The organism is Hydrocarboniphaga sp. FW305-C-57, assembly GCF_058783045.1.
This window is the reverse complement of the sequence record NZ_JBYSYG010000013.1, coordinates 72517-98686: the sequence shown is the minus strand read 5'-3', so window position 1 is coordinate 98686 and position 26170 is coordinate 72517. Positions and strand designations below refer to the sequence as shown.

23 protein-coding genes and 1 pseudogene are annotated in these 26170 nt (G+C 67.1%); 8 read left to right on the top strand and 16 right to left on the bottom strand.

Annotated elements, in window-relative coordinates; translation table 11 throughout:
• Window positions 1-5 precede the first annotated feature (5 nt).
• Entirely contained in the window at window positions 6-1325 is a 1320-nt protein-coding gene (locus AC3WUM_RS21270; RefSeq protein ID WP_492412876.1) for an AGE family epimerase/isomerase, read from the top strand.
• On the opposite strand, the gene AC3WUM_RS21265 is transcribed toward AC3WUM_RS21270, so the two are convergent.
• From AC3WUM_RS21265 to AC3WUM_RS21250, 4 genes are read right to left on the bottom strand one after another with little or no spacing between them, the layout of a single operon-like run.
• The gene (locus AC3WUM_RS21265; protein ID WP_492412875.1) at window positions 1229-2503 is read right to left on the bottom strand and encodes a dihydrolipoamide acetyltransferase family protein; all 1275 of its coding nucleotides are present in this window, start codon (window positions 2501-2503) and stop codon (window positions 1229-1231) included. The two genes, AC3WUM_RS21270 and AC3WUM_RS21265, sit on opposite strands and share 97 nt — an antisense overlap.
• Window positions 2503-3519, bottom strand: coding sequence for an alpha-ketoacid dehydrogenase subunit beta (locus AC3WUM_RS21260; RefSeq protein WP_492412873.1), 1017 nt, complete (start codon window positions 3517-3519; stop codon window positions 2503-2505). Before AC3WUM_RS21260 ends, AC3WUM_RS21265 begins: the two co-directional genes overlap by 1 nt.
• Window positions 3516-4748: a 3-methyl-2-oxobutanoate dehydrogenase (2-methylpropanoyl-transferring) subunit alpha gene (locus tag AC3WUM_RS21255; protein ID WP_492412872.1), complete on the bottom strand. Its 1233-nt coding sequence runs from the start codon at window positions 4746-4748 to the stop codon at window positions 3516-3518. The genes AC3WUM_RS21260 and AC3WUM_RS21255 overlap by 4 nt, the downstream gene beginning before the upstream one ends.
• A 2-nt stretch (window positions 4749-4750) precedes the next feature.
• The gene (locus tag AC3WUM_RS21250) at window positions 4751-5812 is read right to left on the bottom strand and encodes a Glu/Leu/Phe/Val family dehydrogenase (RefSeq protein WP_492412870.1); all 1062 of its coding nucleotides are present in this window, start codon (window positions 5810-5812) and stop codon (window positions 4751-4753) included.
• Between the two features lie 114 nt (window positions 5813-5926).
• Here AC3WUM_RS21250 and AC3WUM_RS21245 point away from each other — a divergent pair, with 114 nt between their 5' ends.
• Window positions 5927-6442, top strand: a complete 516-nt coding sequence (locus AC3WUM_RS21245) for an Lrp/AsnC family transcriptional regulator (protein ID WP_341917926.1) — start codon at window positions 5927-5929, stop codon at window positions 6440-6442.
• A gap of 86 nt (window positions 6443-6528) precedes the next feature.
• Here AC3WUM_RS21245 and AC3WUM_RS21240 read toward each other — a convergent pair whose 3' ends face one another.
• A complete protein-coding gene (locus AC3WUM_RS21240; RefSeq protein ID WP_492412868.1) occupies window positions 6529-7434 on the bottom strand; it encodes a universal stress protein in 906 nt (301 codons plus the stop codon).
• Between the two features lie 137 nt (window positions 7435-7571).
• Here AC3WUM_RS21240 and AC3WUM_RS21235 point away from each other — a divergent pair, with 137 nt between their 5' ends.
• The gene (locus tag AC3WUM_RS21235) at window positions 7572-7955 is read left to right on the top strand and encodes a hypothetical protein (protein ID WP_492412867.1); all 384 of its coding nucleotides are present in this window, start codon (window positions 7572-7574) and stop codon (window positions 7953-7955) included.
• 7 nt (window positions 7956-7962) lie between these two features.
• Here AC3WUM_RS21235 and dbpA read toward each other — a convergent pair whose 3' ends face one another.
• The 6 genes from dbpA to AC3WUM_RS21205 form a co-directional block, all read right to left on the bottom strand.
• On the bottom strand, window positions 7963-9381 hold the full coding sequence (gene dbpA, locus AC3WUM_RS21230) for an ATP-dependent RNA helicase DbpA (RefSeq protein ID WP_492412922.1): 1419 nt from the start codon (window positions 9379-9381) through the stop codon (window positions 7963-7965).
• Window positions 9382-9466: 85 nt separating this feature from the next.
• Window positions 9467-10591, bottom strand: a complete 1125-nt coding sequence (locus tag AC3WUM_RS21225; protein ID WP_492412865.1) for an enoyl-CoA hydratase/isomerase family protein — start codon at window positions 10589-10591, stop codon at window positions 9467-9469.
• A gap of 7 nt (window positions 10592-10598) precedes the next feature.
• Complete coding sequence (locus AC3WUM_RS21220) at window positions 10599-12299, bottom strand: GMC family oxidoreductase (protein WP_492412864.1); 1701 nt, start codon at window positions 12297-12299, stop codon at window positions 10599-10601.
• Between the two features lie 323 nt (window positions 12300-12622).
• A complete protein-coding gene (locus AC3WUM_RS21215) occupies window positions 12623-13138 on the bottom strand; it encodes a hypothetical protein (protein ID WP_492412862.1) in 516 nt (171 codons plus the stop codon).
• Between the two features lie 127 nt (window positions 13139-13265).
• The gene (locus tag AC3WUM_RS21210) at window positions 13266-13844 is read right to left on the bottom strand and encodes a 2'-5' RNA ligase family protein (RefSeq protein WP_492412861.1); all 579 of its coding nucleotides are present in this window, start codon (window positions 13842-13844) and stop codon (window positions 13266-13268) included.
• Window positions 13845-13929: 85 nt separating this feature from the next.
• On the bottom strand, window positions 13930-14487 hold the full coding sequence (locus tag AC3WUM_RS21205) for a DUF3228 family protein (RefSeq protein WP_492412860.1): 558 nt from the start codon (window positions 14485-14487) through the stop codon (window positions 13930-13932).
• A gap of 187 nt (window positions 14488-14674) precedes the next feature.
• On the opposite strand from AC3WUM_RS21205, the gene AC3WUM_RS21200 reads away from it, so the two are divergent.
• Window positions 14675-15160, top strand: coding sequence for an Hsp20 family protein (locus AC3WUM_RS21200; protein ID WP_492412858.1), 486 nt, complete (start codon window positions 14675-14677; stop codon window positions 15158-15160).
• Window positions 15161-15232: 72 nt separating this feature from the next.
• On the opposite strand, the gene AC3WUM_RS21195 is transcribed toward AC3WUM_RS21200, so the two are convergent.
• From AC3WUM_RS21195 to AC3WUM_RS21185, 3 genes and pseudogenes are all read right to left on the bottom strand, one after another.
• On the bottom strand, window positions 15233-15790 hold the full coding sequence (locus AC3WUM_RS21195) for a hypothetical protein (RefSeq protein WP_492412856.1): 558 nt from the start codon (window positions 15788-15790) through the stop codon (window positions 15233-15235).
• Window positions 15791-15860: 70 nt separating this feature from the next.
• Window positions 15861-16335, bottom strand: a pseudogene (locus AC3WUM_RS21190) (metallophosphoesterase family protein).
• 210 nt (window positions 16336-16545) lie between these two features.
• Window positions 16546-18276 carry an N-acyl-D-amino-acid deacylase family protein gene (locus AC3WUM_RS21185; protein ID WP_492412855.1) on the bottom strand — a complete coding sequence of 577 codons (1731 nt, stop codon included), beginning with the start codon at window positions 18274-18276 and terminating at the stop codon, window positions 16546-16548.
• Window positions 18277-18479: 203 nt separating this feature from the next.
• Between AC3WUM_RS21185 and AC3WUM_RS21180 the strand changes: the two genes are divergently transcribed.
• The 3 genes from AC3WUM_RS21180 (at window position 18480) to AC3WUM_RS21170 (ending at window position 21806) form a co-directional block, all read left to right on the top strand.
• Window positions 18480-19340 carry a class I SAM-dependent methyltransferase gene (locus tag AC3WUM_RS21180; protein WP_492412854.1) on the top strand — a complete coding sequence of 287 codons (861 nt, stop codon included), beginning with the start codon at window positions 18480-18482 and terminating at the stop codon, window positions 19338-19340.
• Between the two features lie 82 nt (window positions 19341-19422).
• Window positions 19423-20862 (top strand): DHA2 family efflux MFS transporter permease subunit, encoded by a 1440-nt coding sequence (locus tag AC3WUM_RS21175; RefSeq protein ID WP_492412853.1) that lies wholly within the window; start codon window positions 19423-19425, stop codon window positions 20860-20862.
• A 77-nt stretch (window positions 20863-20939) separates the two neighbouring features.
• Window positions 20940-21806 (top strand): CHAD domain-containing protein, encoded by an 867-nt coding sequence (locus AC3WUM_RS21170; protein WP_492412852.1) that lies wholly within the window; start codon window positions 20940-20942, stop codon window positions 21804-21806.
• 9 nt (window positions 21807-21815) lie between these two features.
• Here the strand turns inward: AC3WUM_RS21170 and AC3WUM_RS21165 are convergent, their stop codons facing one another.
• Window positions 21816-22544, bottom strand: a complete 729-nt coding sequence (locus AC3WUM_RS21165) for an RNA pseudouridine synthase (protein WP_492412851.1) — start codon at window positions 22542-22544, stop codon at window positions 21816-21818.
• Between AC3WUM_RS21165 and AC3WUM_RS21160 the strand changes: the two genes are divergently transcribed.
• The gene (locus AC3WUM_RS21160; RefSeq protein WP_492412849.1) at window positions 22543-23439 is read left to right on the top strand and encodes a DUF817 domain-containing protein; all 897 of its coding nucleotides are present in this window, start codon (window positions 22543-22545) and stop codon (window positions 23437-23439) included. The genes AC3WUM_RS21165 and AC3WUM_RS21160 overlap by 2 nt on opposite strands.
• Window positions 23440-23522: 83 nt before the next feature.
• Here AC3WUM_RS21160 and AC3WUM_RS21155 read toward each other — a convergent pair whose 3' ends face one another.
• Window positions 23523-26114 carry a hypothetical protein gene (locus tag AC3WUM_RS21155; protein WP_492412848.1) on the bottom strand — a complete coding sequence of 864 codons (2592 nt, stop codon included), beginning with the start codon at window positions 26112-26114 and terminating at the stop codon, window positions 23523-23525.
• Between the last annotated feature and the right edge of the window lie 56 nt (window positions 26115-26170).

The window sequence follows — 26170 nt, the reverse complement described above, 5'->3', positions numbered from 1 at the left end:
CCGCCATGTCCGCCCACCTTCCGGCATTGCGCACACACGAGGGGCTGCGCACGCATCTGGCCCGGATCATCGGCTTCTACCATCCACGCTGCATCGATCCGACCGGAGGCTACTTCGGATTCTTCTGTGAGGACGGAACCGTACATGACGACCGGACCCGGCATCTGATCGGCACCACCCGGGCGATCATCAACTACGCCTGCGGCGCCTTGGAATTCGGCCACACCGAATACCTGGCAGCGATACGGCATGGCATCGCGTTTCTACGCAGCGTGCATCGCAGGCCGCACGGCGGCTACGCCTGGATCGTGCGCGACAAGACGGTCGCGGATGCGACGAATCACGGCTACGGCCTAGCTTTCGTCCTGCTCGCCTACGCCAGGGCCCTGCAGGCCGGTGCGAGCGAAGTTCGCAAGCACCTCGACGAAACCTGGGCCCTGCTCGAGCGACGCTTGTGGGAACCGCAGCACGGCCTTTATGCGGACGAAGCGAGCGCGGACTGGACCGTCTCCGACTACCGCGGGCAGAACACCAACATGCATCTGTGCGAGGCGCTCATCGCCGCGTTCGAAGCCACCGGAGATGCCCGGTTCCTGCATCGCGCGGGCCTGCTCGCGGACAACATGGTGAATCGCCAGGCCGCGCAGTGCGGCGGACAGATCTGGGAGCACTATCGCCGTGATTGGACGATCGACTGGGATTACAACCGGAACGATCGCAGCAACATCTTCCGCCCCTGGGGCCTCCAGCCCGGACATCAGGTCGAGTGGGCCAAGCTGCTCGTCCAGCTCGATCGGCACGCGCCGGAACCCTGGCGACTGCAGCGCGCCCGCGAGCTGTTCTCGGTCGCGACCGAATCGGGCTGGGACGCGCGTCACGGCGGCATGATCTACGGCTACGGACCCGACGGCGCGCCCTACGACGGCGACAAATACGGATGGGTGCAGATCGAGACGATGGCCGCCGCCGCGCTGCTCCACGAACGCACCGGCGACGAGCGATACGCCGCATGGCAAGCAAAGCTCGCCGATTATTGCGAGCGCGTCTTCGTCGATGCGCGCACGCAATGCTGGTATCGGCTTCGCAAGCCCGACAACAGTGTCTGGCCCGAGGCGGCGCCGTTTTCGTGCCTGTCCGAATACCACACGTTCAGCGCCTGCCACGACATCCTGCGCTCCATCGAGCGACAGCGGCGCTGCTTCCGGAACCGCATCAGCGCGGCGTCGCCTCAGGCCCCGTCGACGAACATCAGCGTCGGGTCTTCGAGCAGGGCCTTCACACGCTGGATGAAGCTCGCGGCGTCGAAGCCGTCGACGATGCGATGATCGAAGCTCGACGACAGGTTCATGATCGATCGCACCACGATCTGGCCGTCGATCACCACCGGCTTCTGCGCGATCTTGTTGACGCCGATGATCGCCACTTCGGGCGCGTTGATGACCGGCGTGGTGACGATGCCGCCGAGCGCGCCGAGGCTCGTGATCGTCAGCGTCGAGCCGGACAGCTCCGCGCGCGTGGCCTTGCCCGCACGTGCCGCTTCGGCGAGCCGGCGCAGCTCCGAAGCGCGCTGCCACAGCGTCAGGCGCTGCGCATCCTTCATGACCGGCACCACGAGCCCCGCCGGCGTCTGCGTGGCGATGCCCGCATGCAGCGCGCGATAGCGCGAGACCACGCCGGCCTCGTCGTCGTAGGTCGCGTTGATCATCGGGAACTCGGCGATCGCCTTGCTCAGCGCCTGGATCAGCAGCGGCAGCAGCGTGAGCTTCGGACGATCCGGATACTTCGCGTTGAGCCGTGCGCGCATCGCTTCGAGCTCGGTGACGTCCACTTCCTCGACGTAGGCGAAATGCGGAATGCGCTGCTTGGCCCGCTGCATCGCCTCGGCGATCTTGCGGCGCAGGCCGATGACCTTGACCTGTTCGATCGCGTCGTCGCCCTGCACCGCCGGCTGCGCCGAAACGGCGGGCTCGCGCACGACTTCGGCCACGGCCGGCGTCGCTGCGGCGAGCAGGCCGGCGTGGCGATCGAGATCGTCGCGCAGCACGCGGCCCGACGGACCGCTGGCCTTGACCTCGCGCAGATCGATGCCGCGCTCGCGCGCGAGCTTGCGCACCGACGGCGCGGCCGGAACCGGAGTCGAGTCCGCAACCCCATCCGGAACCGACCGGGGCGAAGCCGGCTCGCCAGCGACGGCTCGGGCCGCGACCTCGTTCGCGCTCGAATCGGTAGCGGCGGGTTTCGTCTCGTCGACTTCGATCGCCGAATCGAGCTGTATCGTCACGAGCCGGCCACCGACGGCGATCTTGTCGCCGGCCGCGCCGTGCAGCTCGATGACCTTGCCGGTCACCGGCGACGGAATCTCCACCGCCGCCTTGTCGGTGAGCATGTCGACCAGCGGCTGGTCTTCGCTGATCTGGTCGCCGACTTCGACGCGCCAGGTGGCGATCTCGGATTCGGCGATGCCTTCGCCGATGTCCGGCAGCTTGAATACGTACGCACCCATCAGACCGGCTCCATCAGGTTCTTCAATGCCTGGGCTACGCGCTGCGGCCCCGGAAAATATTCCCACTCGAAGGCATGCGGATACGGCGTGTCCCAGCCCGCGACACGCTCGATCGGCGCTTCGAGATGCCAGAAGCAATGCTCCTGCACGAGCGCCGACAGCTCGGCGCCGAAGCCGCTCGTGCGCGTCGCCTCGTGCACGATCGCGCAGCGGCCGGTGCGCTTGACGGACTCGACGATGGTGTCGATGTCGAGCGGAATCAGCGTGCGCAGGTCGATCACTTCGGCATCGATGCCGCTGGCTTCGACGGCCGCCAGACAGACGTGCACCATGGTGCCGTAGGTGACGATGGTGGCTTCCTTGCCCGCACGCACGACCGCGGCCTTGCCGAGCGGAATCGAGTAGTAGCCATCGGGCACTTCGCTCGCCGCATGCTGGGCCCAGGGCGTCAGCGGCTTGTCGTGATGTCCATCGAACGGGCCGTTGTAGATGCGCTTGGGCTCGAAGAACACCACCGGGTCGTCGTCCTCGATCGCGGCGATCAGCAGGCCCTTGGCGTCGTAGGGATTCGACGGCATGACGGTCTTGATGCCGCAAACGTGCGTGAAGATGCTTTCGGGACTCTGGCTGTGCGTCTGCCCGCCGAAGATGCCGCCGCCGCAAGGCGCGCGCACGGTCAGCGGCGCCCAGTAGTCGCCGCCCGATCGATAGCGCAGGCGCGCGGCTTCGGACACCAGCTGGTCGAAGGCTGGATAGATGTAATCGGCGAACTGGATTTCAGTGACCGGACGCAGGCCATAGGCGCCCATGCCGACCGCGGTGCCGATGATGCCGCCTTCGGCGATCGGCGTATCGAAGACGCGCGTCCTGCCGTACTTCTTCTGCAGGTTCGCGGTCGCGCGGAATACGCCGCCGAAGTAACCCACGTCTTCGCCGAACACCACCACGTTGTCGTCACGGCCGAGCATGACGTCCATCGCCGAGTTGAGCGCCTGGATCATGTTCATCGAGCTCATCTGGGGCTCCTGCGCAGCTGCTCGCGCTGACGTTGCAGATGCACGGGCATCTCCTTGAAGACATCTTCGAAGATCGTTTCGGCGTCGTGGCGGCTGCCGAGCGTGCCCTTGCTTTCAGCCTCGCGCAGTGCACGCTTCACCTCGTCGTCGCAGGCGGTGGCGAGCGCCTCGTGACGCGCCTCGCTCCACTGCCCGGTCTCGATCAGATGCCGCTCGAGGCGCTCGATCGGATCGCCGAGCGGCCAGCAGCTCGCTTCATCCTTGGGGCGATATGCCGAAGGATCGTCGCTGGTCGAATGCGCGGCCGCGCGATACGTATAGAGCTCGATCAGGGTCGGGCCGAGATTGGAGCGTGCGCGCTCGGCGGCCCAGCGCGTCACCGCGTAGACGGCGAGGAAATCGTTGCCGTCGACGCGCAGGCCCGGCATGCCGTAGCCGATCGCGCGCGCAGCAAACGTCGCGCGATCGCCGCCCGCGATGCCCTGGAACGACGAGATCGCCCACTGGTTGTTGACGACGTTGAGCACCACCGGCGCCTGGTACACCGACGAGAACGTCATCGCGTAATGGAAGTCGGCCTCGGCCGTGGTGCCATCGCCGATCCAGCTCGCGGCGATGCGCGTGTCGCCCTTGATCGCCGACGCCATCGCCCAGCCCACGGCCTGCGGAAACTGGGTTCCGAGATTGCCCGAGATCGAGAACATGCCGTTCTCGCGCGACGAATACATGATGGGCATCTGCCGCCCTTTCAGGCGATCGCCCTCGTTGTTGAAGACCTGGCACATCATCTCGACGAGCGAGCAGCCGCGCTTGATGTAGAGACCCTGCTGGCGATAGCTCGGAAAGCACATGTCGCGTCCATCGAGCGCCATCGCAGCGGCAATGGCGATGGCCTCTTCGCCGGTGGACTTGATGTAGAACGAGGTCTTGCCCTGGCGCTGCGTCTTCACCATGCGCTCGTCGTAGGCGCGCGTGAGCATCATGTAGCGCAGGCCTTCGCGCAGTTCATCGGCCGACAGCTGCGGGTTCCAGTCGCTGCCCGCATGGCCCTCGTCGTCGAGCACGCGTATCAGGCCGTTGGCGTAGGCACCGAGTTCCGCGGCGGACGCATCGATCGCCGGACGCCGCAGCGCACCGACTTTCGGAACCTGGATCAAGGCGAAGTCCGGCGCGTCGCCCGGACGCGCCTTGGGCTCCGGAACGTGCAGGCGCAGTGGGGAGCTTCCCATGATCAGGCAGCCTTACGGAGCGCGGATTTGATGGGCAGGCCCAGGCGTTCGCGCGCGAGCGCGTCGGCGATGAGATTGGTCGGAACGCGCGCGCTGGCCGAACGCTCGAACAGCTCCGACAGGCTGTGCTCGATGCCCGCGACGCGATCGTCCACCAGCGCATCGTCGCCGGGCTGCAGATAGCCCAGGCCGGCCGCGATGATGCCGCCCGCGTTGATGACGTAATCCGGTGCGTAGAGGATGCCGGCGTCGAACAGCCGGCGGCCGTCGTCGTCGCTGCGCAGCTGGTTGTTCGCCGCGCCCGCGACGATGGGCACGCACAGGCGCGAAATCGTGTCGGCCGTGAGCACTCCGCCGAGCGCGCACGGAGCGAACACATCGGCCTTCTGGCTCAGGATGCTGTCGACATCGACCGCCACGGCGCCGAAGCGCTCGCAGACGCTCTGGACCACGGCCGCGTTGAGATCGGCCACGATGAGCCTGGCGCCCGCGCGGTGCAGCAGCGAGCACAGATGCCGGCCGACGTTGCCGAGACCCTGCACGGCGACGGTCAGGCCCGTGAGCTCGCGCTTGCCGAGGCGCGCCTTCACGGCCGCGCGTATGCCCAGGAACACGCCGAGCGCAGTCTTCGGAGACGGGTCGCCGCTGACACCGTCACGCGGCAGGCCACCGACGTAGCGCGTGCGTCGCGAGACGCTGACCATGTCCCGCTCGCTGACGCCGACATCCTCTGCCGTCACGTAGCGACCGCCGAGGCGCTCGACCACCTCGCCGAAGGCTTCGAACATCGCTTCGTTCGTCGGCGTGTTCGGCTCGCGCATGATCACCGCCTTGCCGCCACCGAGCGGCAGGCCGGCGATCGCGTTCTTGTAGCTCATACCGCGCGACAGCCGCAGCACGTCGGTCAGCGCGGCGCTGGCGTCGGCGTATTGCCAGACGCGGCAACCGCCCATCGCGGGCCCGAGCGCGGTCGAATGAATGGCGACGAAGCCGCGCAGGCCGCTGCGCTCGTCGTTGAATGCGCTGACGGCTTCGTGGCCGTCGAATCCTTCGTTGTCGAACATCGCCGTCCCCTCCAAAGTGTGGGAACAATGTATTCTCGGATTGGGGGAATGGCGGTCCTATTTTGGGCGCTTATAGCCTCCTTTTCGGTTTTAAGTTCCCATCAAAGGCCAATAATGGAAACACTGGACCAGCCCCTCGACGCCCTGGACCTGCGCATCCTCGAGATCCTGCAAAAGGACGTGACGACCTCGCATGAAGTCATTGCCAAGACGCTGTCGTCGTCGAAGACGGTGATCTGGCGGCGCATCCAGCGCCTGCTCGGCAGCGGCATCATTCGCGAGCGCGTGGCTGTGCTCGATCACCGCAAGCTCGGCTATTCGGTGATGGTGTTCGCGCACGTGAAGATGGCGCGCCACGGCAAGGACGCGCTGCCCGACTTCATCAAGGCGATCAAGACGTTTCCACAGGTACTCGAATGCCACACGCTGATGGGTCAGGTGGACTTTCTGCTCAAGATCGTGGTGCCCTCGCTCGAGGCCTACGAGAACTTCGTCTGGCGCAAGCTCTCGCAGATCGAAGGCGTGCAGGAAGTGCACTCGTCGATCTCGATGAGCCAGGGCGTCAACACCACGCGGCTGCCACTGTCGCCTTCGCTGCTCGCCGAGCCGGCGCGCAAGCCGGTTTCGTGACGGCGTGATTCACGGCCTCGCCATGCGCGCCCGCCCAGCGGGTAGCCGCTGACGTAGACCGGGAACGGTACCGATCGAGCCCGTTCTCAGGGCTTCACCGCGAGCAGGTTGCACGGCGCCTGGTCGAGCAGGGCTTCGGCCGTGGTGCCCATGATCAGGCGGTCGATGAAGTTGTGGCGAACCGAGCCGATCACGATGACGTCGCTATGCCGCTGACGGGCGAAATCGCTGATGACTCGCACCGGCGTGCCACGCAGGAAGTGACGGCGATCGGCCGGAACGCTGTGCGCATCGGCGATCGCGGCGAAGTTCCGCTGGTGCACCGGCAGCAGGATGCGTTCGAGCTCGCCGATGGAACCGACACCGGCGCCGTTCGGATCGATGAGCTGCTGCGGTCCCGAGAAGGCGTGGATCAGGTGCAGCTCCGCATCGCACGGAATCGCCAGCCGCAGCGCCTCCTGGATCACGCGATCGTTGAGATCGCCGGCCTTGTGCTCGTAGCTCGCATCGACGGCGGCGACGATGCGGCGCGGCAGCGCATGGCCCAGCGAGTTCACGAGCATCAGCGGCACCGCGCATTGACGCAGCAGCTGCCAGTCGAGCGGCGTCAGCAGCACGCGCTGCAAGGCGCCTTCGAGATGCACGTCCTTGACGACGAGGTCGGCCTGCTGGTCGGCGGCGACGTCCAGGATGTCGTCCGCGCCCGGGCGCGCCCACACCACCTGGCTCGTGACGACCACACCGCCGGCCTCCTCGATCGTGGCGGCCTCGACACGCAACCAGTGCTCGCGTTCGAGCGTCCACATCCTGCGCGCCTCGGCCGCGGCATCGCGGTCGATCAAGGCGGCACCGGCGATGACGCTGTTGCGGTCGAACAGCACGATGTGCAGCGCGGCGCCGCAGGCACGCGCGAGCCAGACCGCGCGCTCGAAGGCTGGCGTGCGTTTCATCGCCGCATCGGCGATCAGCAGGATCTTGCGGTACTGGCTCATGGCGTGGCTTCCTTTGTCGAGATGCCATCAGCTTGACCGGGCCAGCTCGCGCCGGCCTTGACGCGCGTCAAGGCCGGCCATGCGCCTGAAGCGGAACATGGGCAACGCGAGCAAACATCACGCAAAGGAGCGACGACATGCACACAGCGGAATTGCAGCGGGGCTTGCTGCCGTTCGCCACCGCGGTTCTGCTGCTCGCGGGCGCCTCGACCCTGTACGTCGATGCGAGCCCCGAGGTCGTGGTCCGCTCGACGCAGACCGAGAACCGGCTCGGAAAGCTGATGAGCGCCGCCGACCGCGAGCGCATCGACGAGGCCTTCGAAGGCGGCCCGGGCCGCCATACCGTCCGCTGGAGCAACAGCAGCCGGAACGTCGACTACACGATGATCCTCGCGCCGGTGTTCAAGACCGCCCGCGGCCCCTGCCGGGAGTTCGAGATCGAGGCGAAGGCGGACGGTCAGCGCACACACGCAAGCGGCACCGCCTGCGAGAAGCACGACGGCTGGCGCATCGTCGAGTGATGCATCCCTAGTCGATCGGCCGCACGCGAAAGTTCCTGCCTTTGATCTTGCCCTCGCGCAGCCGCTTGAGCGCGACGGTCGCGAGCTTCTTGTCGATGGCGACGTAGGTGCGCGTATCGAAACTGCTGATCTTGCCGACCGCCTCGGCCGGCAGGCCCGCATCGCCGGTCAGTGCGCCGAGCAGATCGCCGGGCCGCAGCTTGTCGCGTCGACCGCCGTCGATGCAGATCGTCACGCGCGTGGCCGGCACCGGTTTGTCGGTGACCTTGGCGGGCACCGCGAGCTTGCGCGTCTCGATGCGCTTGCCGAGCTTGGCTTCGATGGCGGTGACGCGCGCATGTTCGCGATGCGAGAACAGATGCAGGGCCAGGCCGCTGCGCCCGGCCCGTCCGGTGCGGCCGACGCGATGCACGTGCGCGTCCGGATCGGCCGGCAGCTCGTAGCTGATCACTGCGGCGAGGTTCGGAATGTCGAGCCCGCGCGCCGCGATGTCGGTGGCGACGAGCACGCGCGCGCTGCCGTTGGTGAAGCGCACGAGCACTTCGTCGCGATCGCGCTGATCGATGTCGCCATGCAGCGCGAGCACCGCATAGCCGCGCTTGGCGAGCTGCTGCTCCACCGTCTGCGCATCACCGCGCGTGTGGCAGAACACGAGTGCCGATTCGGGCTGGCGCGAACTCAGCAGCTGCGCGAGCGCATCGACACGGCGCAGTGGATCGACCTCGTAGAACTGCTGCTCGATCTGCGCCGCGCTGGTGGCGTTGTCGACGCTGATGCTGAGCGGATCGCGCTGGATGCGCGCGCTCAGGGCGCGCACCGAATCGTTGTAGGTGGCCGAGAAGAACAGCGTCTGCCGCTGCGGCGGCGTGTGCTTGACGATGGCCTGGCTCGCGGCTTCGAAATCGCCGTCGAGCATGCGATCGGCCTCGTCGAGCACGAGTACGCGCAGGCCGGAAAGATCGAGCGAACCCTGCTCCAGATGTTCGAGCACGCGGCCGGCCATGCCGACGATGATCTGCGGCGCATGCTGCAGCGAGGCAAGCTGCGGGCGCTGCGAGATGCCGCCGTTGAGCTGGCTGAGCTTGACGTTCGGCAGGCAGCGCGCGAGCCGGCGTATCTCCTTGGCGATCTGGTCCGCAAGTTCGCGCGTCGGGCACAGCACCAGCGCCTGCACCTGTTCGAGCGCCGGGTCGATGCGCGACAGCAGGCCGAGGCCATACGCGGCGGTCTTGCCGCTGCCCGTGCGCGCCTGCCCGATCACGTCGCGGCCCTGCAGGATCGACGGCAGGCTCTGCGCCTGGATCGGCGTCATCTGGGTGAAGCTCAGCGACTCGAGCGCCTGCAGCAGCTCGGGCTTGAGCGCGAGGCTGGCAAAAGCCGCGTTCTGCGGGCTGGGCTGTTCGGCGGAGGACTCGGAGGTGGTCACGTGCAAGGAGGGAAGCGACAAGGCCGCGCAGGGTAACCCGCGCGGGCCGGTGTGTCGCATTTCCCGCCGTCCGCAGCGCCCGCGTCTAGTCGAGATCGGCCAGCGGATGCCGCCCGCTCGGCCAGTCCGGCGCTGCGAAGAAATGCTCGATCCAGGCGGGCGTCAGCGCATCGATGCTCGCCGGGGACCAGCTCGGCTTGTTGTCCTTGTCGACGAGCAGCGCCCGCACGCCGTCGACGAAATCGGCTTCGGCGCAGCAGCGCACGGCGACGACGAGTTCGGTTCTGAATACGTCGCCGAGGCTCGCGTTCACCAGCCGGCGCTGCAGCTCCCAGACCAGCACGGCGGTCGTCGGCGAGCCGGCGCGCAGCGTCGTCGCGGCCGCCGCGAGCCAGTGATCGTCGCCGTCGTAGCCGGTCACGCCTTGGTAGAAGCTGCGGAAATCGGCGCTCGCGGCGAGGCGTTCGAGATGATCGCCATGCTTGAGCAGGTTCGATTCGGGCGATAGCGGCTGCGCGGCTGCCGCGAGTGGGCGCAGCAGCTCGTCGAGCTGGCGGTGATTATCCTGGGTGCCATCGTGCCAGCGCGTGCTTTCGAGCTGGCTGAAGAGCGCGTCGCGATCCTGCTCGGCGAGCAGATGCGTCGCCAGGCCCGAGACGATCGCATCATGCGCATTGAGCAGCGCCGCGGTCATGCCAACGAACAATCCCCAGCCGCGCGGCAGCCGGCTCAGGAAGTAACTGCCGCCGACGTCCGGGAACAGGCCGATGCGAATCTCGGGCATCGCGATCTTCGAGCTCGGCGTGACGACGCGATGACTCGCGCCGACCATCAAGCCGAGCCCGCCGCCCATGACCACGCCGCTGCCCCAGACCAGGATCGGCTTGGGATAGCGGTGGATGGCGTGATCGAGCCGATATTCCTCGGTGAAGAATTCAAGCGCCGCGCCGGCACCTGCTTTGGCGTCGGCGACGATGGTCTGCTGCAGGCGGCGCACGTCGCCGCCCGCACAGAACGCCTTGGTCCCTCGCCCGCTCAGCACCACGACGGCGATGCCCGCGTCTGCGGCCCAGGCGTCGAGCTGCGGTTGCAGCAGGCGGATCATCTCGATCGTGAGCGAGTTGAGCGTACGCTCGGAGTTGAGCTCGGCGTAGCCGATGCGATGCCCGCTCGGCGTCGTCTGTTCGCGGAACAGCACGGAAGCTTCCATCGGAACCTCAGGCTTGGGCGGCTGCGCCTGCGGCGCTGGCCACCGTGGAATTCGATTGAGCGCCCATCGCGATCGACTGCGCAGGGGCACGGTGCGCGAGTCTATCTTCTCGGATCATCTGCGCGCCCTTCTCCGCGATCATGATCGTCGGCGCATTGGTGTTGCCCGAGGTGATCGTCGGCATGATCGAGGCATCGACCACGCGCAAGCCTTCGAGGCCGCGCACGCGCAGGCGCTCGTCGACGACGGCCTGCGCGTCGTCGCTGCGGCCCATGCGGCAGGTGCCGACAGGATGGAAGATGGTCGTACCGACGAGGCCGGCCGCGGTGGCGAGCTCCTCGTCGGTCTGGTACGACGGGCCCGGCAGATACTCGACCGGCTTGTACGGCGCGAGCGCCGGCTGCGAAACGATGTGCCGCGTGAGCCTCAAGCTGTCGGCCGCGACCTTGCGATCCTCGTCGGTCGACAGGTAATGCGGCGCGATGCGTGGCGCATCGGCCGCCTCGCGCGAGACGATCTCGACCGAGCCGCGCGAGGTCGGCCGCAGGTTGCAGACGCTCGCCGTGAAGGCCGGAAAGCGATGCAGCGGATCGCCGAACTTGTCGAGCGAGAGCGGCTGCACGTGATATTCGATGTTCGCACTCGGCTGCGCAGGATCGGACCTGGTGAACACGCCGAGCTGGCTCGGCGCCATGCTCAGCGGGCCTCCGCGCCGCCACGCGTACTCCATGCCCATCATCATCTGGCCAAGGTAGCTGTTGGCGATCATGTTGAGCGAGCGGATGCCTTCGATCTTGTAGATCGAGCGCAGCTGCAGATGATCCTGCAGGTTGCGTCCGACGCCCGGTGCATGCAGCGTCGATCCGATGCCGAGCGCCGACAGCTGCTGCGCATCGCCGATGCCCGAGCGTTGCAGGATCGCAGGTGTGCCGATCGAGCCCGAGGCGAGCACGGTTTCGATGCGCGAGCCCGCATGCAGCTTTTCACCGGCCAGCGTGAACTCCACGCCGGCGACCCGCGCTCCCTGCACGCTCACGCGCTCGATCAGCGCGCCGGTCACCACGCGCAGGTTCGGTCGTTTGAGTACCGGGCGCAGAAACGCACGCGAAGCGCTCCAGCGCGTGCCGCGCTTCTGCGTGACTTCGAATTTGCCCGAGCCGGTGTTGTCGCCGGTGTTGAAATCCCGGGTGCGCGGAATGCCGGCCTGCTCGGCCGCCTCGGCGAAGCGATCGAGAATGTCCCAGCGCAGGCGCTGCTCCTCGACGCGCAGCTCGCCCCCGCTGCCGTGGTTCGCATCGCCACCACGCCAGTGATCCTCGCTGCGCTTGAACAGCGGCAGCACACGGTTCCAGGACCACGAGGCATCGCCCGTCAACCGAGCCCATTCGTCGTAGTCGCGCGCCTGGCCACGCATGTAGATCATCGCGTTGATCGACGAGCTGCCGCCGAGCACGCGGCCACGCGCATAGAGGATGTTGCGACCGCCGAGCCCGACCTCATCCTGCGTGCGATAGCACCAGTCCGTGCGCGGATTGCCGATGCAGTACAGATAGCCGACCGGAATGTGGATCCAGATCCAGTTGTCCTTGCCGCCCGCTTCGAGCAGCAACACCGAGACATCCGGGTCTTGAGACAGACGATTGGCGAGCACGCAGCCGGCGCTGCCTCCGCCAGCGATGATGTAGTCGTAGTCGCCGTAGCTTCTCATCTGGCGCTCACCGGCACACAGGCCCCAGGCCAATCGATCGCGCCCCGCCGGCCATGCTGTCGCTTTCTTGTGGTTTCTCGCTCATGTCGCAGGCTTCGCTTGAAAGGCGTTCGCGCATTAGCGCTCATCACGGGGCCTACAACCAATGATTTAAACTCAATCGCGATATGAGCATCTCCAATATCGCTTCGAATCTTGATCGACGCAGAGCCGAACGCCCCACTCAACCGCCATCGCTATGCGATGCACAAGGCATTGCCGCCGAATCCGCAGGGAGGCTGAGTTCTCAAGCCGCCTTTGGACGAGGCGTGGCGCATTGCGACTCAGCCGAGCGGGCCGCTGCGTCCACCACCGCGCCGTCCGCCTCCGCCGAATCCGCCGCGTTCAACGGCTTGGTTGAACTGCGCCTCCCAGCGTTCGAGCTGCTCGGGCGTCAGCGTGTTGACGACGGCTTGCTCGAAGCGCGCCTGGATCAGCAGTGCTTCGGTGACGAGTTCGCCCTTGCGCCGGGCCAGCGGCTCGATGCGCGCCAGATAATCGGGCTGGCCCTTCGACAGCGAGGCGATCTGCCTGCGCAGCTGCTCGTCTTCGGTGGCGAGCCTGCGACGATCGACGTCGTCGCGATCGAAGGCGTTCAGCACGGCCAGGCGCTGCTGCTCGTCGGCCTCGACCTGTCCGAGCGCCCGCATCACCGCCTTCTCGGAATACCGCTGCTGCGGGCCTTCGCGATCGTCGCCTGCGCGCGGACCGCCACGCCCGCCGCAGCCGGTCAGCACGAGCAGCGTGGCGAGCAACAGTGCGTGACAAGTCCGCGTTCGAGCGGCATTTGAGTTCGACATGGGGCTGGTCCTCGGAGCGATGCGCTCAGCTTGCGGCCGGCCTCTGTAAAGTCGCGTCGAGAAACGTAACGGAACGTAGCGCGCTGCCGGTTTTCCGCGCCCGCATGAAGGATTGCGGGACGCCGGCTCAGAACAGCAACTGCTGCCCGCTCGCGGTCTGCGGCACGCTCGTGAGCGGCCAGCGATCGAGCACTTCGTAGCGATACGGGAAGCCGCCGCCACGCGCGAGCACGAAGTCTTCGACGCGCCAGAGCACCGGCGTGCCGAGTTCGGTGGTTTCGAGCACGCGCGGCGCGCGATAGCTCACGGTGATGTGCGGCGTGTGGCCGCCGCCGGCATCCATCTGCTGATCGGCCAGCCTCGCGTTGAGCGTATCGATGAGCTGGATCAGCCCGTCGACTTTCTTGCGACGCGACTGAAACTCCCAATGCAGGTCGACACCCGCGGTTTTCCCGCGGCTGCCGAGGCGCTCGAAGCTCATCAGAAACGGGGCGGCACGCACCGCCGCGCCGGCATCACGCAGGCGCTCGCGATTGGCGGCGATGTCCGCGTAGCGATCGGATACGGACTGATGCCAGTTGGTCGTCGCGAACAGGGCATCGCCCAGCTCGGACATCAGGCCGGTGCGCTCGAACGCGGCCGACAACGCCTCGCGGATCTCGGCTGGCGGCATGATCATGAACAGCAGTCTCGATTCGCTTGCCATCGTCTGGTTTCTCCTGAAAGCGACTCTCCTGAAAGCGACGCCGAAGCGCGCGATCATCGTCGCAGGCGTCGGACGCGGCAAGCGCTCAGACGCGCCAGTTGGCGTTGCGCTGCCAGAACTCGACGCTGCGCCGGTAGGCCTCGCGATCGATCGGTACGCCCGAGCCGCCTTCTTCGACACCGAGCGCATTGCGCATCATCGTGATCGGGGCCATCGGAATCTCTTCGGGCTCGGCGGTGTACAGACAGCCGACGATGCCCCAGTCGCCGGCGATGCGCTCGCCTTCCTTTTCGAGCTGCTCGCGGCTGTAGAGAATCACGACCAGATAATTCGCGACCGGCGCTTCGAGGCCTTCGAACCAGCGCACGAGCACCGGCAGTTCGGACTTGTTGCGCGCTTCGTAGGCCGAGCGCAGCTGGTGCCGGTTGGCGTCGGTGACCGGAATCGTCAGGCAGCGCGTCGAGGTCCAGTTGCGATGCACGTGGAGCTTGCAGAACGGCGCGTAGCCGTCGAGCACTTTGAGCGGCGCATGCGTATTCAGATGCTGCTCGAACTGGGCGGGCGTGATGTCCTGAATGGCGTTGAGCCGGCCGTCGCGCGGGAACAGGCGGGCTTTGGCGAAAGGCGTGAGGACGATGGACATGCTGCGATGAAAGGGCGCTGGCGAAAGGCCCGGAAGCATAGTCGGCCGACCGGCCGGCGTCGAAATTCCGTCGAAATTCCGACCATCTTGAAAAGCGTTTGGCCCGCTCTAGATTGAGTTGCACCGGGATGCCGAAGTCTGGGTTCCGGTGAAAACCAACCTCGCTGATCAAACAGGAGCTTTGAAGATGAATACGCTTTCCCTCGCCCCGCTGTTCCGTTCCTCCATCGGCTTCGACCGTTTCAACGATCTGTTCGAAACGGCCTTGCGCGCCGAGTCCACCACGTATCCGCCCTACAACGTCGAGAAGCACGGCGCCGATGACTATCGCATCGTCGTGGCGGCCGCCGGCCTGCAGGACGGCGACCTCGACATCCAGGTCGAACGCGAAGTGCTGACCATCACGGGCGGCCGTCGCGAGAAGACCGCCGAGTCCGTGCAGTACCTGCATCAGGGCATCGCGCAGCGCGCGTTCAAGCTGAGCTTCCGCCTGGCCGACCACATCGAGGTCACCGGTGCCAAGCTGCAGAACGGCTTGCTGAGCGTCGACCTGGTCCGCCGCATTCCCGATACCGCCAAGCCGCGCCGCATCGCGATCAATGGCGAAGTGTCGGCCGAAGCTTCGGCCCAGGCTCGCCCGAACGTGGTGACCCTGGACAAGGACGCCGCGTAAGTTCGAGCAGGAGCGGTAAAGCAAAGGCGCCGAAAGGCGCCTTTGCTGTTTCTGCCGGACCACGTCGGCCACTCAGCCGCCGCGATCGACCTCGACCGCCGAGATCAGGCCGGCCGGCGTGTAGAACACGCGGACCACGTCGTTCTTGCCCTCGTAGACCGCATAGCTTCCGCCGCCGCGCGAAGGCCGGCCGAGCACGGCTTCGATGCCCGAGCGCGGACCGCCGATCCTGACCTCGTCCTTGACCACGCGATCGGCGCCGCTCAGGCGCATGCGCGTGACGAAGGCGCTTTCGCCGTAATCGAGCACGCGCAGGTCGAGGCCGTCCGAATACGTGAAGCGATAGCCGACCGGGCCGTAGCTCGCCTGCGGCTCGGCGTTGTCTTCCTTCAGGCCGCGCAAGTCGTCCTTGGATTCGGACGCCAGGTTCGGGATGGCGCGGAACTCGGCGAGCGTCTTCGCCGAGACCGAGGCGGACACCGTCGAGAACGCCCACAGGTCGATATCGTCCGCGCTGACGGTCGGCAATGCCTGCGCCTTGGCCTTCTGCGACTCCGCCGCCTGGACGGCGCTGCCGAGTCCCGAGGCCAGCGCCAAGGCCAGTACGACCGCTCCGATACGATGCGACATGCGTTCTCTCCCCAGAGACGGGCCGATCGATCATCGGCCGCTGCGCATTCTGACGTAGGAAATCGCTTGGTCAATCGGCGGCGAGCTCGATGATCCTCGCGCTCGGGGTTCCGCTCTCATCGACGAGCAGTTCGCCGACGCTGATCGGCAGCTTGAAGCGTCGCGGGCCGGCGCTGCCCGGGTTCACGTAGAGCAGGCCGTCGCGGCGCTCGACCAGCGGCCTGTGCGAATGCCCGTAGATCACCAGCTGCGGCCGCGGTTCCAGGGCTTCGAGCCGCAGCTGCGCGATCTCGTGCAGCAGGTGAACCCTCAGGCCGGCGACGCTGAAATCGAGCCGCTCGGGCACGGCCTCGGCCCAGGGCTCGCGATCGTTGTTGCCGCGCACCGCGCTCAGCGGGGCGATGCGCGCGAGCGCCTCGAGGATGGCCGGGTCGCCGATGTCCCCGGTCCCCGGCATGGACGATGCGGTCGCAGCCGGCCAGCACGGCGAGCGCCTGCGGCCTCAGCAGGCCGTGGGTGTCCGAGATCAGTCCGATGCGGGTCATCCGGGCGATGCTAATCGATCCCGGTTTTGCGGGGCCCGGAACGACAAAAGCCGCCCCGAAGGGCGGCTCTTGCGGTATCCACGCGAATGCCGATTGAACGTCCCTGTCCAGTGGCGTCCGCCGCGTCCCTGCGTCGTGCGATGGCTACAGGTGCATCTTCGAACTACCTCGCTTAATCCTCCATGAGCTCAGGCGAAGCCAAGCCTAGCCTCATGGGCTGACCGCTCCGCGCCCGAGCAGCGGCTGGCCCGGCAGTTTGCCGCTGTGCTCGCCCTCGCGGACCACGGTCACGCCGTTGACGATCACGTGGCTGATGCCTTCGGGGTACTGGTGCGGGTTCTCGAAGCTGGCCTTGTCGATGACGCGATCGGGGTCGAACAGCACCAGATCGGCCCACATGCCCGGGCGCAGGATGCCGCGATCCATCAGTCCGAGGCGCTGCGCCGGCAGCGAGGTCATGCGGCGCACCGCGTCCTCGAGGCTCAGCACCTTCTGCTCGCGCACGTAGTGGCCGAGCACGCGCGGGAAGGTGCCGTACCAGCGCGGATGCGGGCGACCGCCGAACTCCGGGCTCGCCGCGGTGCCGTCGGAATCGAAGCTGATGAACGGATCCCGCAGCGCCAGCACCATGTCCTTCTCGGACATGTAGTACATGACGATGCCGACCTTGTTGTTCTGCTCGATCGAGAGGTCCAGCACGAGCTCGTACGGATCCTTGCCCTGCTCGCGGGCGATGTCGCCGAGCGTCTTGCCGACGTATTTCCCGGGCGAGTTGGGAACCGACGAGACGATCACCGCGTCGGCGCCCGAGGCGCCGGTGAGCTCGTTGTAGTACTTGGTGGTCATGTACTTCTTGACTTCGGCCTGCAGCCGCGGGCGCAGCGCCGGATCGGCCAGGCGCTGCAGCATCTTCTCGGTGCCGCCCTCGTGCGCCCAGCGCGGAATCTCCACCGACAGCGGATGCGCAGCCGCGATGTACGGATAGACATCGGCGGCGATGTCGACGCCGCGGGCGCGCGCCTCGTGGATGGTCGCCAGCGCCGGCGCCATCTTGCCGAAGTTCGGTCGGCCCGCCGCCTTGAGATGGAAGATCTCGACCGGGATGCCGGCCTTTTCGCCGATCAGCGCGGCTTCGCGCACCCCGTCTTCGAAGTGTTCGCCCTGGTCGCGCAGGTGCGTCGCGTAAATGCCGCCGTACCGGGCCGCGACCTTCGAAATCTCGATGAGATCGTCGGTGGTCGGCATCGCCAGGCTCAGCTCGCCCTCGGGCGGAAACTGCACCGAGCCGGGCGTCTCGAGCGCCATGACCAGGCCGGCCGCACCCTGCTTCATGCCGTCGGCCATCAGCGACTTCATCTGCTCGAGTTCCTCGGCGGTGGCCCGACGCTGCGCGCCCTCGCCCATCACGTAGCGGCGCAGCTGGCCGGCGCTGATGTACGACATCACGTTGCCCGAGGTGCCGGTGGCTCTCAGGCGATCGAAATAGCCGCTCAGCGTGGTCCAGTCCGGCTTGATGCCGTACTGGCCGTCGTCGTCATCGACATGACGCGGGGCCACCGACACGCCCTCGCCGATCACCTCGGTGGTCACGCCCTGCATGATCTTGCTCATGCCGCGGCCGTCCTTGAGCAGCGACAAGTCCGAATGCGCATGCATGTCGATGAAGCCCGGCGACAGCATCTTGCCCTGGGCGTCGATGACTTCCTTCGCGCTCGCTCCGGCCAGATCGCCCACCGCCGCGATATGCCCGTCGCGCACGCCGACATCGGCGCGGAACCACGGCGCGCCGGTGCCGTCGAGTACCCGGCTGTTGCGGATCAGGATGTCGTAGGGCCGCTCGCCCGCCACGATCTGCGGCGGGGAATTCGCACAGCCGAGCAGCAGGGCCGCAGTCAAGGCAGAGAGGCAGAAGGCCCCGGCGGAACGAACGGGCATGCGCATGCGTGAACTCCTGTGCTCGGCGATCGGAAGGCGGACGGCGGACTCTCGCGGTCCGCGCGGTCGTCTTCGAACTTAGCCAGCGGCAGCCGGCCACGACCAATGAATTGATCGTGCCGCCGCATAACCGCAGGTTATGTGTGCGGCCGGTCACGGCGGCGTTTTTCTATATGATCCGGCGCCCGTTCCTTCGGCTGCCGGCCCGCATGAACACCCTCCCCGCTCCGCTGCTGACCTTGCCCGTGCACGAAGCGCTGCTGAAAGCGCGCGCGGCCGGCGACGGTACGCTCGGCTGCTCGCTCGACCTCGGCCTGAGCCACGTCACGGTCGAAGTCCGCGAAGATGCCTGGCGTCACGACGGCCAGGACTTCCCGTTCATGGCCGTCTGCAAGGAACGCACGGTCTACTGGTGGACCGGCGCCGGCTTCGAGCCGGTGTCGCGCTATTCGGGATCGCTGATCAAGCTCGTTCCGACCGACTGGGGCCCGCCGACTTTCGAGATCGACGGCATCAAGATGCTGCCGACCGCGCAGGTCTCGCCGTACGCGGACGCCGAGCGCAAGGTCGGGCTGATCCAGCCGGCCGGCAAGGCGATCCTCGACACCTGCGGCGGACTCGGCTACTTCGCGGCCTGGTGCCTGCGCTGCGGCGCCCGGCAGGTCACCTCGTTCGAGAAGAACCCGGACGTGATCTGGCTGCGAGGTCTCAATCCGTGGTCGCCGAAACACGCCGGCCCCGATGCGAATCCTGCGTTCTCGCTGACGAACGCCGATGTCTGCGAACGGATCGCCGAACTGCCGAGCGCCTCGTTCGACGCCGCGCTGCACGATCCGCCGCGCTTCGGCATCGCCGGCGAGCTCTATTCGCAGGCCTTCTACGACCAGCTCGCGCGCGTGCTCAGGCCGCGCGGCCGCCTGTTCCATTACACGGGCTCGCCGAACAAGCTCACGAGCGGCCGCGACGTTCCGCGCGAAGTCACGGCGCGCCTGCAGAAGGCCGGCTTCGCGACTCAGCTCGAAGGCGATGGCGTGCTGGCGGTCAAGGCCGGCTCACGCGCAGCGCGTTGATCCACGGGGTATCGCCCGAGCCATGTCGAATCCGGTCGATCCCATTCGACGTTCAGGCAAGCCCCACAAAAATTAGAACCCCATGCCCCAGAACCTGACCTTGCGCCAACGCTGGCTCGCGCTCTACGTGCTCTGCTTCGGCGTGCTCATGATCGTGCTCGACACCACGGTCGTGACCGTCGCCCTGCCCTCGATCCAGGCCAGCCTGGGCTTTTCGGAGACCACGCTGGTCTGGGTGCTCAACGCCTACATGCTGACTTTCGGCGGCTTCCTGCTGCTCGGTGGGCGGCTCGGCGACCTCTACGGCAACCGCCGCTGGTTTCTCGGCGGGCTCGTCGTCTTCACGGTGGCCTCGCTGGCCTGCGGGGTCGCGCAGACGCAGTGGCTGCTGGTGGTCGCGCGGGCCGTGCAAGGCGTCGGCGGGGCCGTGGTCACCGCGGTGGCGCTCGCGCTGATCATGAATCTGTTCACCGACCCGGACGAACGCGCGAAAGCGATGGGCGTCTACGGCTTCATCTGTGCGGCCGGCGGCAGCCTCGGCGAAATCCTGGGCGGCGTGCTGACCGAATTCATGAGCTGGGAATGGGTGTTCCTGATCAACCTGCCGATCGGCATCGCGGTCTACGCGTTCTGCCTCAAGCTGCTGCCCGAAGACGCGCAGCCCGCGCAGCGCCAGCGCCTCGACGTCGCCGGCGCGGTGCTCGTGACCTCGGGCCTGATGGCCGCGGTCTATGCGGTGATCGGCGGCAACGCGGCCGGCTGGGCTTCGACGCAGACGATCACGCTGCTCGCGATCGCGGCCGCGCTGCTGCTGGCCTTCTTCGTCGTCGAGGCGCGCGTGCGCGATCCGCTGATGCCGCTGCAGCTGCTCAAGCTGCGCAACCTCGCCACCGCCAACATCGTCGGCATCCTGTGGTCGGCCGGCATGTTCGCCTGGTTCGTGATCACGGCGCTGTACCTGCAGCGCGTGCTCGGCTACTCGCCGCTGCAGGTCGGGCTGTCGTTCATGCCGGCCGATTTCTTCATGGCGATCTTCTCGCTCGGGCTATCGGCCAAGCTCGTCATTCGCTTCGGCATCCGCACGCCGCTCTGGGTCGGGCTCGCGATCGCGGGCGTCGGGCTGCTGCTGATCTCGCGGGCGCCGATCGATGGAAGCTACGTGGCGCATATCCTGCCCGGCATGCTGCTGCTCGGCATCGGCGGCGGCATGGCCTTCAACCCGCTGCTGCTCGCGGCGATGAGCGATGTCGACGAAAGCCAGTCCGGCCTCGCCTCGGGCATCGCCAACACCGCGTTCATGATGGGCGGCGCGCTGGGCCTGGCGGTGCTCGCGAGCCTGGCCGATGCGGCGACGAGCGACCTGCTCGCCTCCGGCGCCGACGAGCGCGAGGCGCTCAAGTCCGGCTACCAGCTGGCCTTCGTGATCGGCGCGGCGATGACCTTGCTCGGCGCGGCGATCGGCGGCGCGTTCGTGAGGCCCAAGCCGCAGACGCCCGGTGCCGCGATGCCGACCGCTCATTGACACTCGTGCGCGTTCACGGCCGCTCAAGCCGAAAAAACGTTTGCTAGCCTCATGGCCTCATTTCGACTGGAACTGCGATGAAATCGCCGAAACCGAACGTCGACGCCGCGAGCGGCTCGCTGGCCGTGACGCAGGCCTGCGCATCCGAATTCGCAGCACTCGCGCAAGCACTCCTGCGCGAGCCGACGGCCGATGCGCTGCACGACTATCGGATTTCGCTGCGTCGCCTGCGCGTGGCCGTGCGCAACTATTGCGCGGCCTCGTCGCCGGCGCTCAAACCAGGCCTGCTCGATGAGCTCAGGCTGCTTTCGCAGCAAAGCGGCACCGCGCGCAACTGGCACGTGTTCGTCGAGGAGACCCTGGACGGCCTCGCCCGGGAACCGTCTAGCCTGCCGATCACCCGCTTACGCCGGGCGGCGCAGAAACAGGGCGAACAGGCCTTGCAGGCCTGCGTCGATGCGGTCTCGCAACCGGCGTTCAGGCGCGTGATCGAATCACTGCGCGAACTCGGCACCGACGAGGCGCGCGCGATGATCGCCGGCCCCGAAGTTTCGCTGGAGCGACACGCGCTGAAACTGCTGCGCAAGCAGCATCGCCAGGTCCGCAAGCTCTGGCGACAGCGCACGAGTCTGTCGGACGAAGCGCTGCACGAGCTGCGCAAGCGCTTCAAGAAGCTGCGCTACACGGCGGAGTTCTTCGGCCCGCTATTCGACGAAGCCGCGACGGCGCGCTACGTGAAGCAGCTCAAGCTCATTCAATCGCATCTGGGCCATCTGCACGATCAAAGCGTCGACCGGGAGCTCGCGAGCGACCCGGTACTCACGAACACCGATGCGCCGGCCGCAGCGCTCGTCGAAGGCTGGGCCTTGTCGAGCTTGCGCTGCGACCGCGAGCGCCTGGCGACGCTCAGGCTCGGGCATTCCCTGCGGCCCTGGAAGCACTGAGGTCCCGCTTCAGAAACGCTTGCCCTTGTGCAGATAACGCCACTGGCCGGGCTGCAGCCTGGCCATCGCGATCGAGCCGATGCGTATGCGCTTGATCGTCATCGCCTCGAGGCCGACCGAGGCGCACATCGCGGCGATGCGTTCGGCCGACAAGTCCTTGCCGGCGAAGCGCAGGCGGTTCTCGCTCTGCCAGCTGAGCTTGCAGGCCGGCAGCTTCCACTTGCCCGATGATTCGCCGCGATTGAGCCGCTCGAGACCGCCTTCGGCGATCGTTCCGCCGACGTCGACAACGTACTCCTGCTCGAGCCGGCCCGCGTCCTCGGTGAGCTTGCGCTTGACCTGCCAGTCCTGCGTCAGCACGAGCAGGCCGCTGGCCTGGCGCGTCAGCGGCATCGGCACGTCGAGTCGCGTGAAATGCCGGCGCAGCACGCGCATCGGCGGCTCGGTGTGCTCGCTCACGCGGGTGTCGGCGCCCAGCAGGCTCGCGGCCCGCTGCTCGCCGCTGTCGGACTCGATGCCGGCCGGCTTGTGCAGCAGGATCGTCACCGGCTCGGCTTCATCCGGCCTGGCGCCCGGCAGCAGCTCCACCTGCTGGCCTTCGGCGACCATGAACTGCGGCGCGTCGACGACTTCGCCATCCACCGTTACCCAGCCGCCTTCGATGTACAGCTCGGACTCGCGCCGCGAACAGCCCGTGAGGGCGATGACAGCCTTGGACAAACGGATCGGTTCACTCATGGGCGCATTGTCGCGCGTTTCGCGCAAGGCGCTCCGCAGGCATCATTCGCGCATGCTCGCCAGCCTCGACCGCGTCCTGCTCGATCCCGACCGCCGTTCGATCGTCGAAGGCTGGCGCCGCGGCCTGCTCGAACTGCTCTGGTTCGGCATCAAGGAGGCCCGCGCCTGCCTGTTCGCGGTGATCATCTTCGGCGCCGTCGTGCTGGTTCCGAAGGCCGGGCTGTTCGGCCTGGCGCGCTACGACCTGCTGCTCGTGATTGCTTTGGTCACTCAGGCCTGGCTGCTCTGGAGCCGGCTCGAAAGCGTCGACGAGTTCAAGGCGATCATGGTGTTCCATGCGCTAGGCTTCGCGCTCGAGGCCTTCAAGGTGTCGGCGGCGATCGGCTCCTGGCGCTACCCCGACGCGGCCTACAGCAAGCTGCTCGGCGTGCCCTTGTTCTCGGGCTTCATGTACGCCGCGGTCGGCAGCTACATGATCCAGGCCTGGCGCCTGCTCGATCTGCGCATCGAGCGCCACCCGCCGTACTGGATGACCTGGATCGTCTCGATCCTGATCTATCTGAATTTCTTCACGCATCACTACATCGCCGACATCCGCGTTCCGCTGGCGGCGCTCACGCTGGGGCTTTACGCGCGCTGCGACGTGGTGTTCCGGCCGATCGATCGCGACCGTCGCATGCCGCTGGTGCTGGCCTTCGTGCTGATCGGATTCTTTCTGTGGCTCGCCGAAAACTTCGGCACCTTCTTCGGCGTCTGGCAATACCCGAACCAGTTCGGCGCCTGGGCCACGGTGCATCTCGGCAAATGGGGATCGTGGTCGCTGCTCGTGATCATGACCTTCTCGATCGTCGCCCAGCTCAAGCACATCAAGGCGACGATCCAGTTGCACGATTGAAACTCGATCAGGTGGTCGCAGAAACGAAAAGGCCGGCTTGCGCCGGCCGTTTCGCGTGCAGCCTCGAAGCTTGAAGCTTCAGCTCAGGGCTGAGCAGCAGCCGGCGCAGGCGGCGTAGGCGCTTCCGCATTCGGGGCCGGCGCCGGCGCCGGCGGCTGTGATTGGGCCTGCTGCTGCGCCTGCTGAGCCGCAGCCTGCTTCGCCGCCGCGGCTTCGAGCTCCTCCGGCGTCGGCGGCAGCGGCTGCACCGTCAGCGTCGCGCTGTTGATGACGCTCGGGTCGTCGCGCAGCTTTACGTAGAGCTTGCCCGCGGTCGGATGCGGAACCGGCAGGCTCGAGCCCGGATAGCCATGCGACACCTGCACGGGCTTGTCGAACTGCGGGCTGCCCGAGATCGCCTCGATCAGGAACAGGTCGTTGCCGCTGAGCCGGCAGGCACGCGCCACGTCTTCTGGGCACTTGAGCTCGCGCAGGGCCGGCAGGCGAACCAGCGTGGCGAGCGGCTGCCAGTCGCCGGCGACGCCGCCCGCGACCGCGCGGAACTTGAGCGGTCCGAAGGCCGAGAAACCAAACGCCTTGGCCGGATCGAGCGTGATCAGCGCGACCTTGCTGTTTTCCAGGCGAATGCCGCCGTTGCTGATCGACAGGCTCGTGCTGAAGCCCTCGTCCTCGGTCGCCACTTCGATCGCCTGGTCGCGGCCGAAACTGGCCGGCGTCTGCGCGCGCACCGAGAACGTCAGGCGCGCGTCCTGCGGCAGCACGTCCTGATCGGCGAGCTGGATGTTGCTCTCGGTGCTCGACTGCGAGGGCCGCACGCTCTTGCCGATCATCGTCACGCTCGGACGCGGCACGTCGACCGTGGCGTTGACCTTGGAAACGCGGCCGTCCTTGAGCGTGACGCGCGCCGCGATGTCGCGGTCGGGCTTGAGCGCTGCGGACGCCGAGGCGTCCTGCGCGATCATCACGAGCGCATCGTTGCTGCCCTGGGCCGACAGCTCGCCCGGCGTGAACACTACCGGGCCGATCGCCAGGCTCGCGACCTCGTCGAGACGGCTGCCCTTGAGCACGCCCTGCGCATCGCCGGCATGCAGCACGAAGCTGTCGAGACGGCCCGCGCTCGAAAACACCTGGATCGGGATCGTGTGCGGCTGCGAAACACCGTACTGGCCGATCAGCAAGGTCATCGCGCCGGGCTGGGCGTCGGTCAGCGGCAGCTTGACCTCGACTTCACCGGGCTTGACGGCCTTCCACTCGGCCTTGAGCTCCTTGCCGGCCGGATCGCGCAGCATGATGTTGTCGACGCAGCTGACCGCATCGGTGCGCAGGTGGATGGTGTCCGGGCGGCCGACGACGAGCGCGTCCTGATCGCCCTGGGCGAGCGACCAGGCATTGGCCTTGGCGTTGCGCAGCGAGAAGCCCGGCCCCGTATACGGCTCGAAGCCCCAGTAGCCTTGCAGCGACGCGCGCACGGTGTCGCCGAGGTTCACCGACTGCAGCGCCGCGGTGTTGACCACGTAGCCGCCTTCGGCCGCGTCGGCGCGCGCCGGCAGCCGATAGGTCTTGCCGTCCTTGCCGCTCACCGCGAGCACGATGTCGTGCGCGTAGTTGGTCGAGAACGCCAGCGGGGCGCCCTGCACGGGCAGCACGAGGTCGTTGCGGCTCGCACAGTAGATATCGGACGGATTCACCGCGTGCAGCGGCGGCAGCTGCGGCTTTTCGATCGCCGGCAGCGCCACCACCATCACCGACTTCGGATTGCTGAAGGACGGCGGCGTATTGAGCGTGAGTTCGAGCTTGTCGCCCTTGTGCGAAGTCAGCGCCGGGATGTACGAGTACTGCGCGGTGCTGAACGAATCGAAGATGCGCACCATGTCGAGCACCGAGGCGATGTACGGGCTGTAGACGCCGTAGCCGAGCTCGGGCGTCGAACTCGCGGCCATCACGAGATCGGCGGCCGGGCCCGAGGTGAGCGCCTGCGCGAGCGTGGTGCTGTGCACGTCGTTGAGGATCAGCGCCTCCTGCCCTTGGGTCAGGCAGGCGGCCTGCAGCTGCGGAATCTTGTCGAGGCATTTCTCGTCGACCGAGATCGCGAGGCTGCGCGCGAGCAGCGGCGCAGTCTGCTTGAGCACCGCCGGATCGCCCTGGTTGAGCGTGCGAATCGCGTCGAGATAGCGGTTCAGGCGCGAGCGGTCGAGCGTGGCCTGGTTCAGATCCTGCGTCGCGCGCACGAACGAACCGGGCTTGCCCCGCACGGCCGCGATGATGCCCTTGAGATCGCCGTTGGTCTCCGGCGCCAGGAACACCAGCGCCTGCTGGGCGCCCTTGGGCACCGTCACCGTGAGCCCTTCCTTGGCGCACTTGCCCGTCCAGGTCTTGCACGGGAAGAACCAGCTCTCGGGCGGCGGATTGGTCGAGCCGGCCAGGAAGGCGATCACGAGCAGGTAGTTGGCCGACTGCGACTTCGGAAACTCCGGCTTGACCCAGATGCGGTCGCCTTCGGCGAGGTTCGGCACTTCCGAGGCCGGCAGGATGGTCTTGCCACGCGTGACGACCATGTCGAGCGTCGGCCCGACCAGATCGAATGGAGCCGGCCCGGCGGCCTGGGCGGCGCCACTCAGTAGCAGGGCGAAGAAAGAAGGCAGAAACGCTCGTGACAGACTCGCGCGCAGAGACATGGCAATCGCTATTGGGGTCTTCAATTCAGTTTGCGTCAGGCTGGATGAATGCTGGC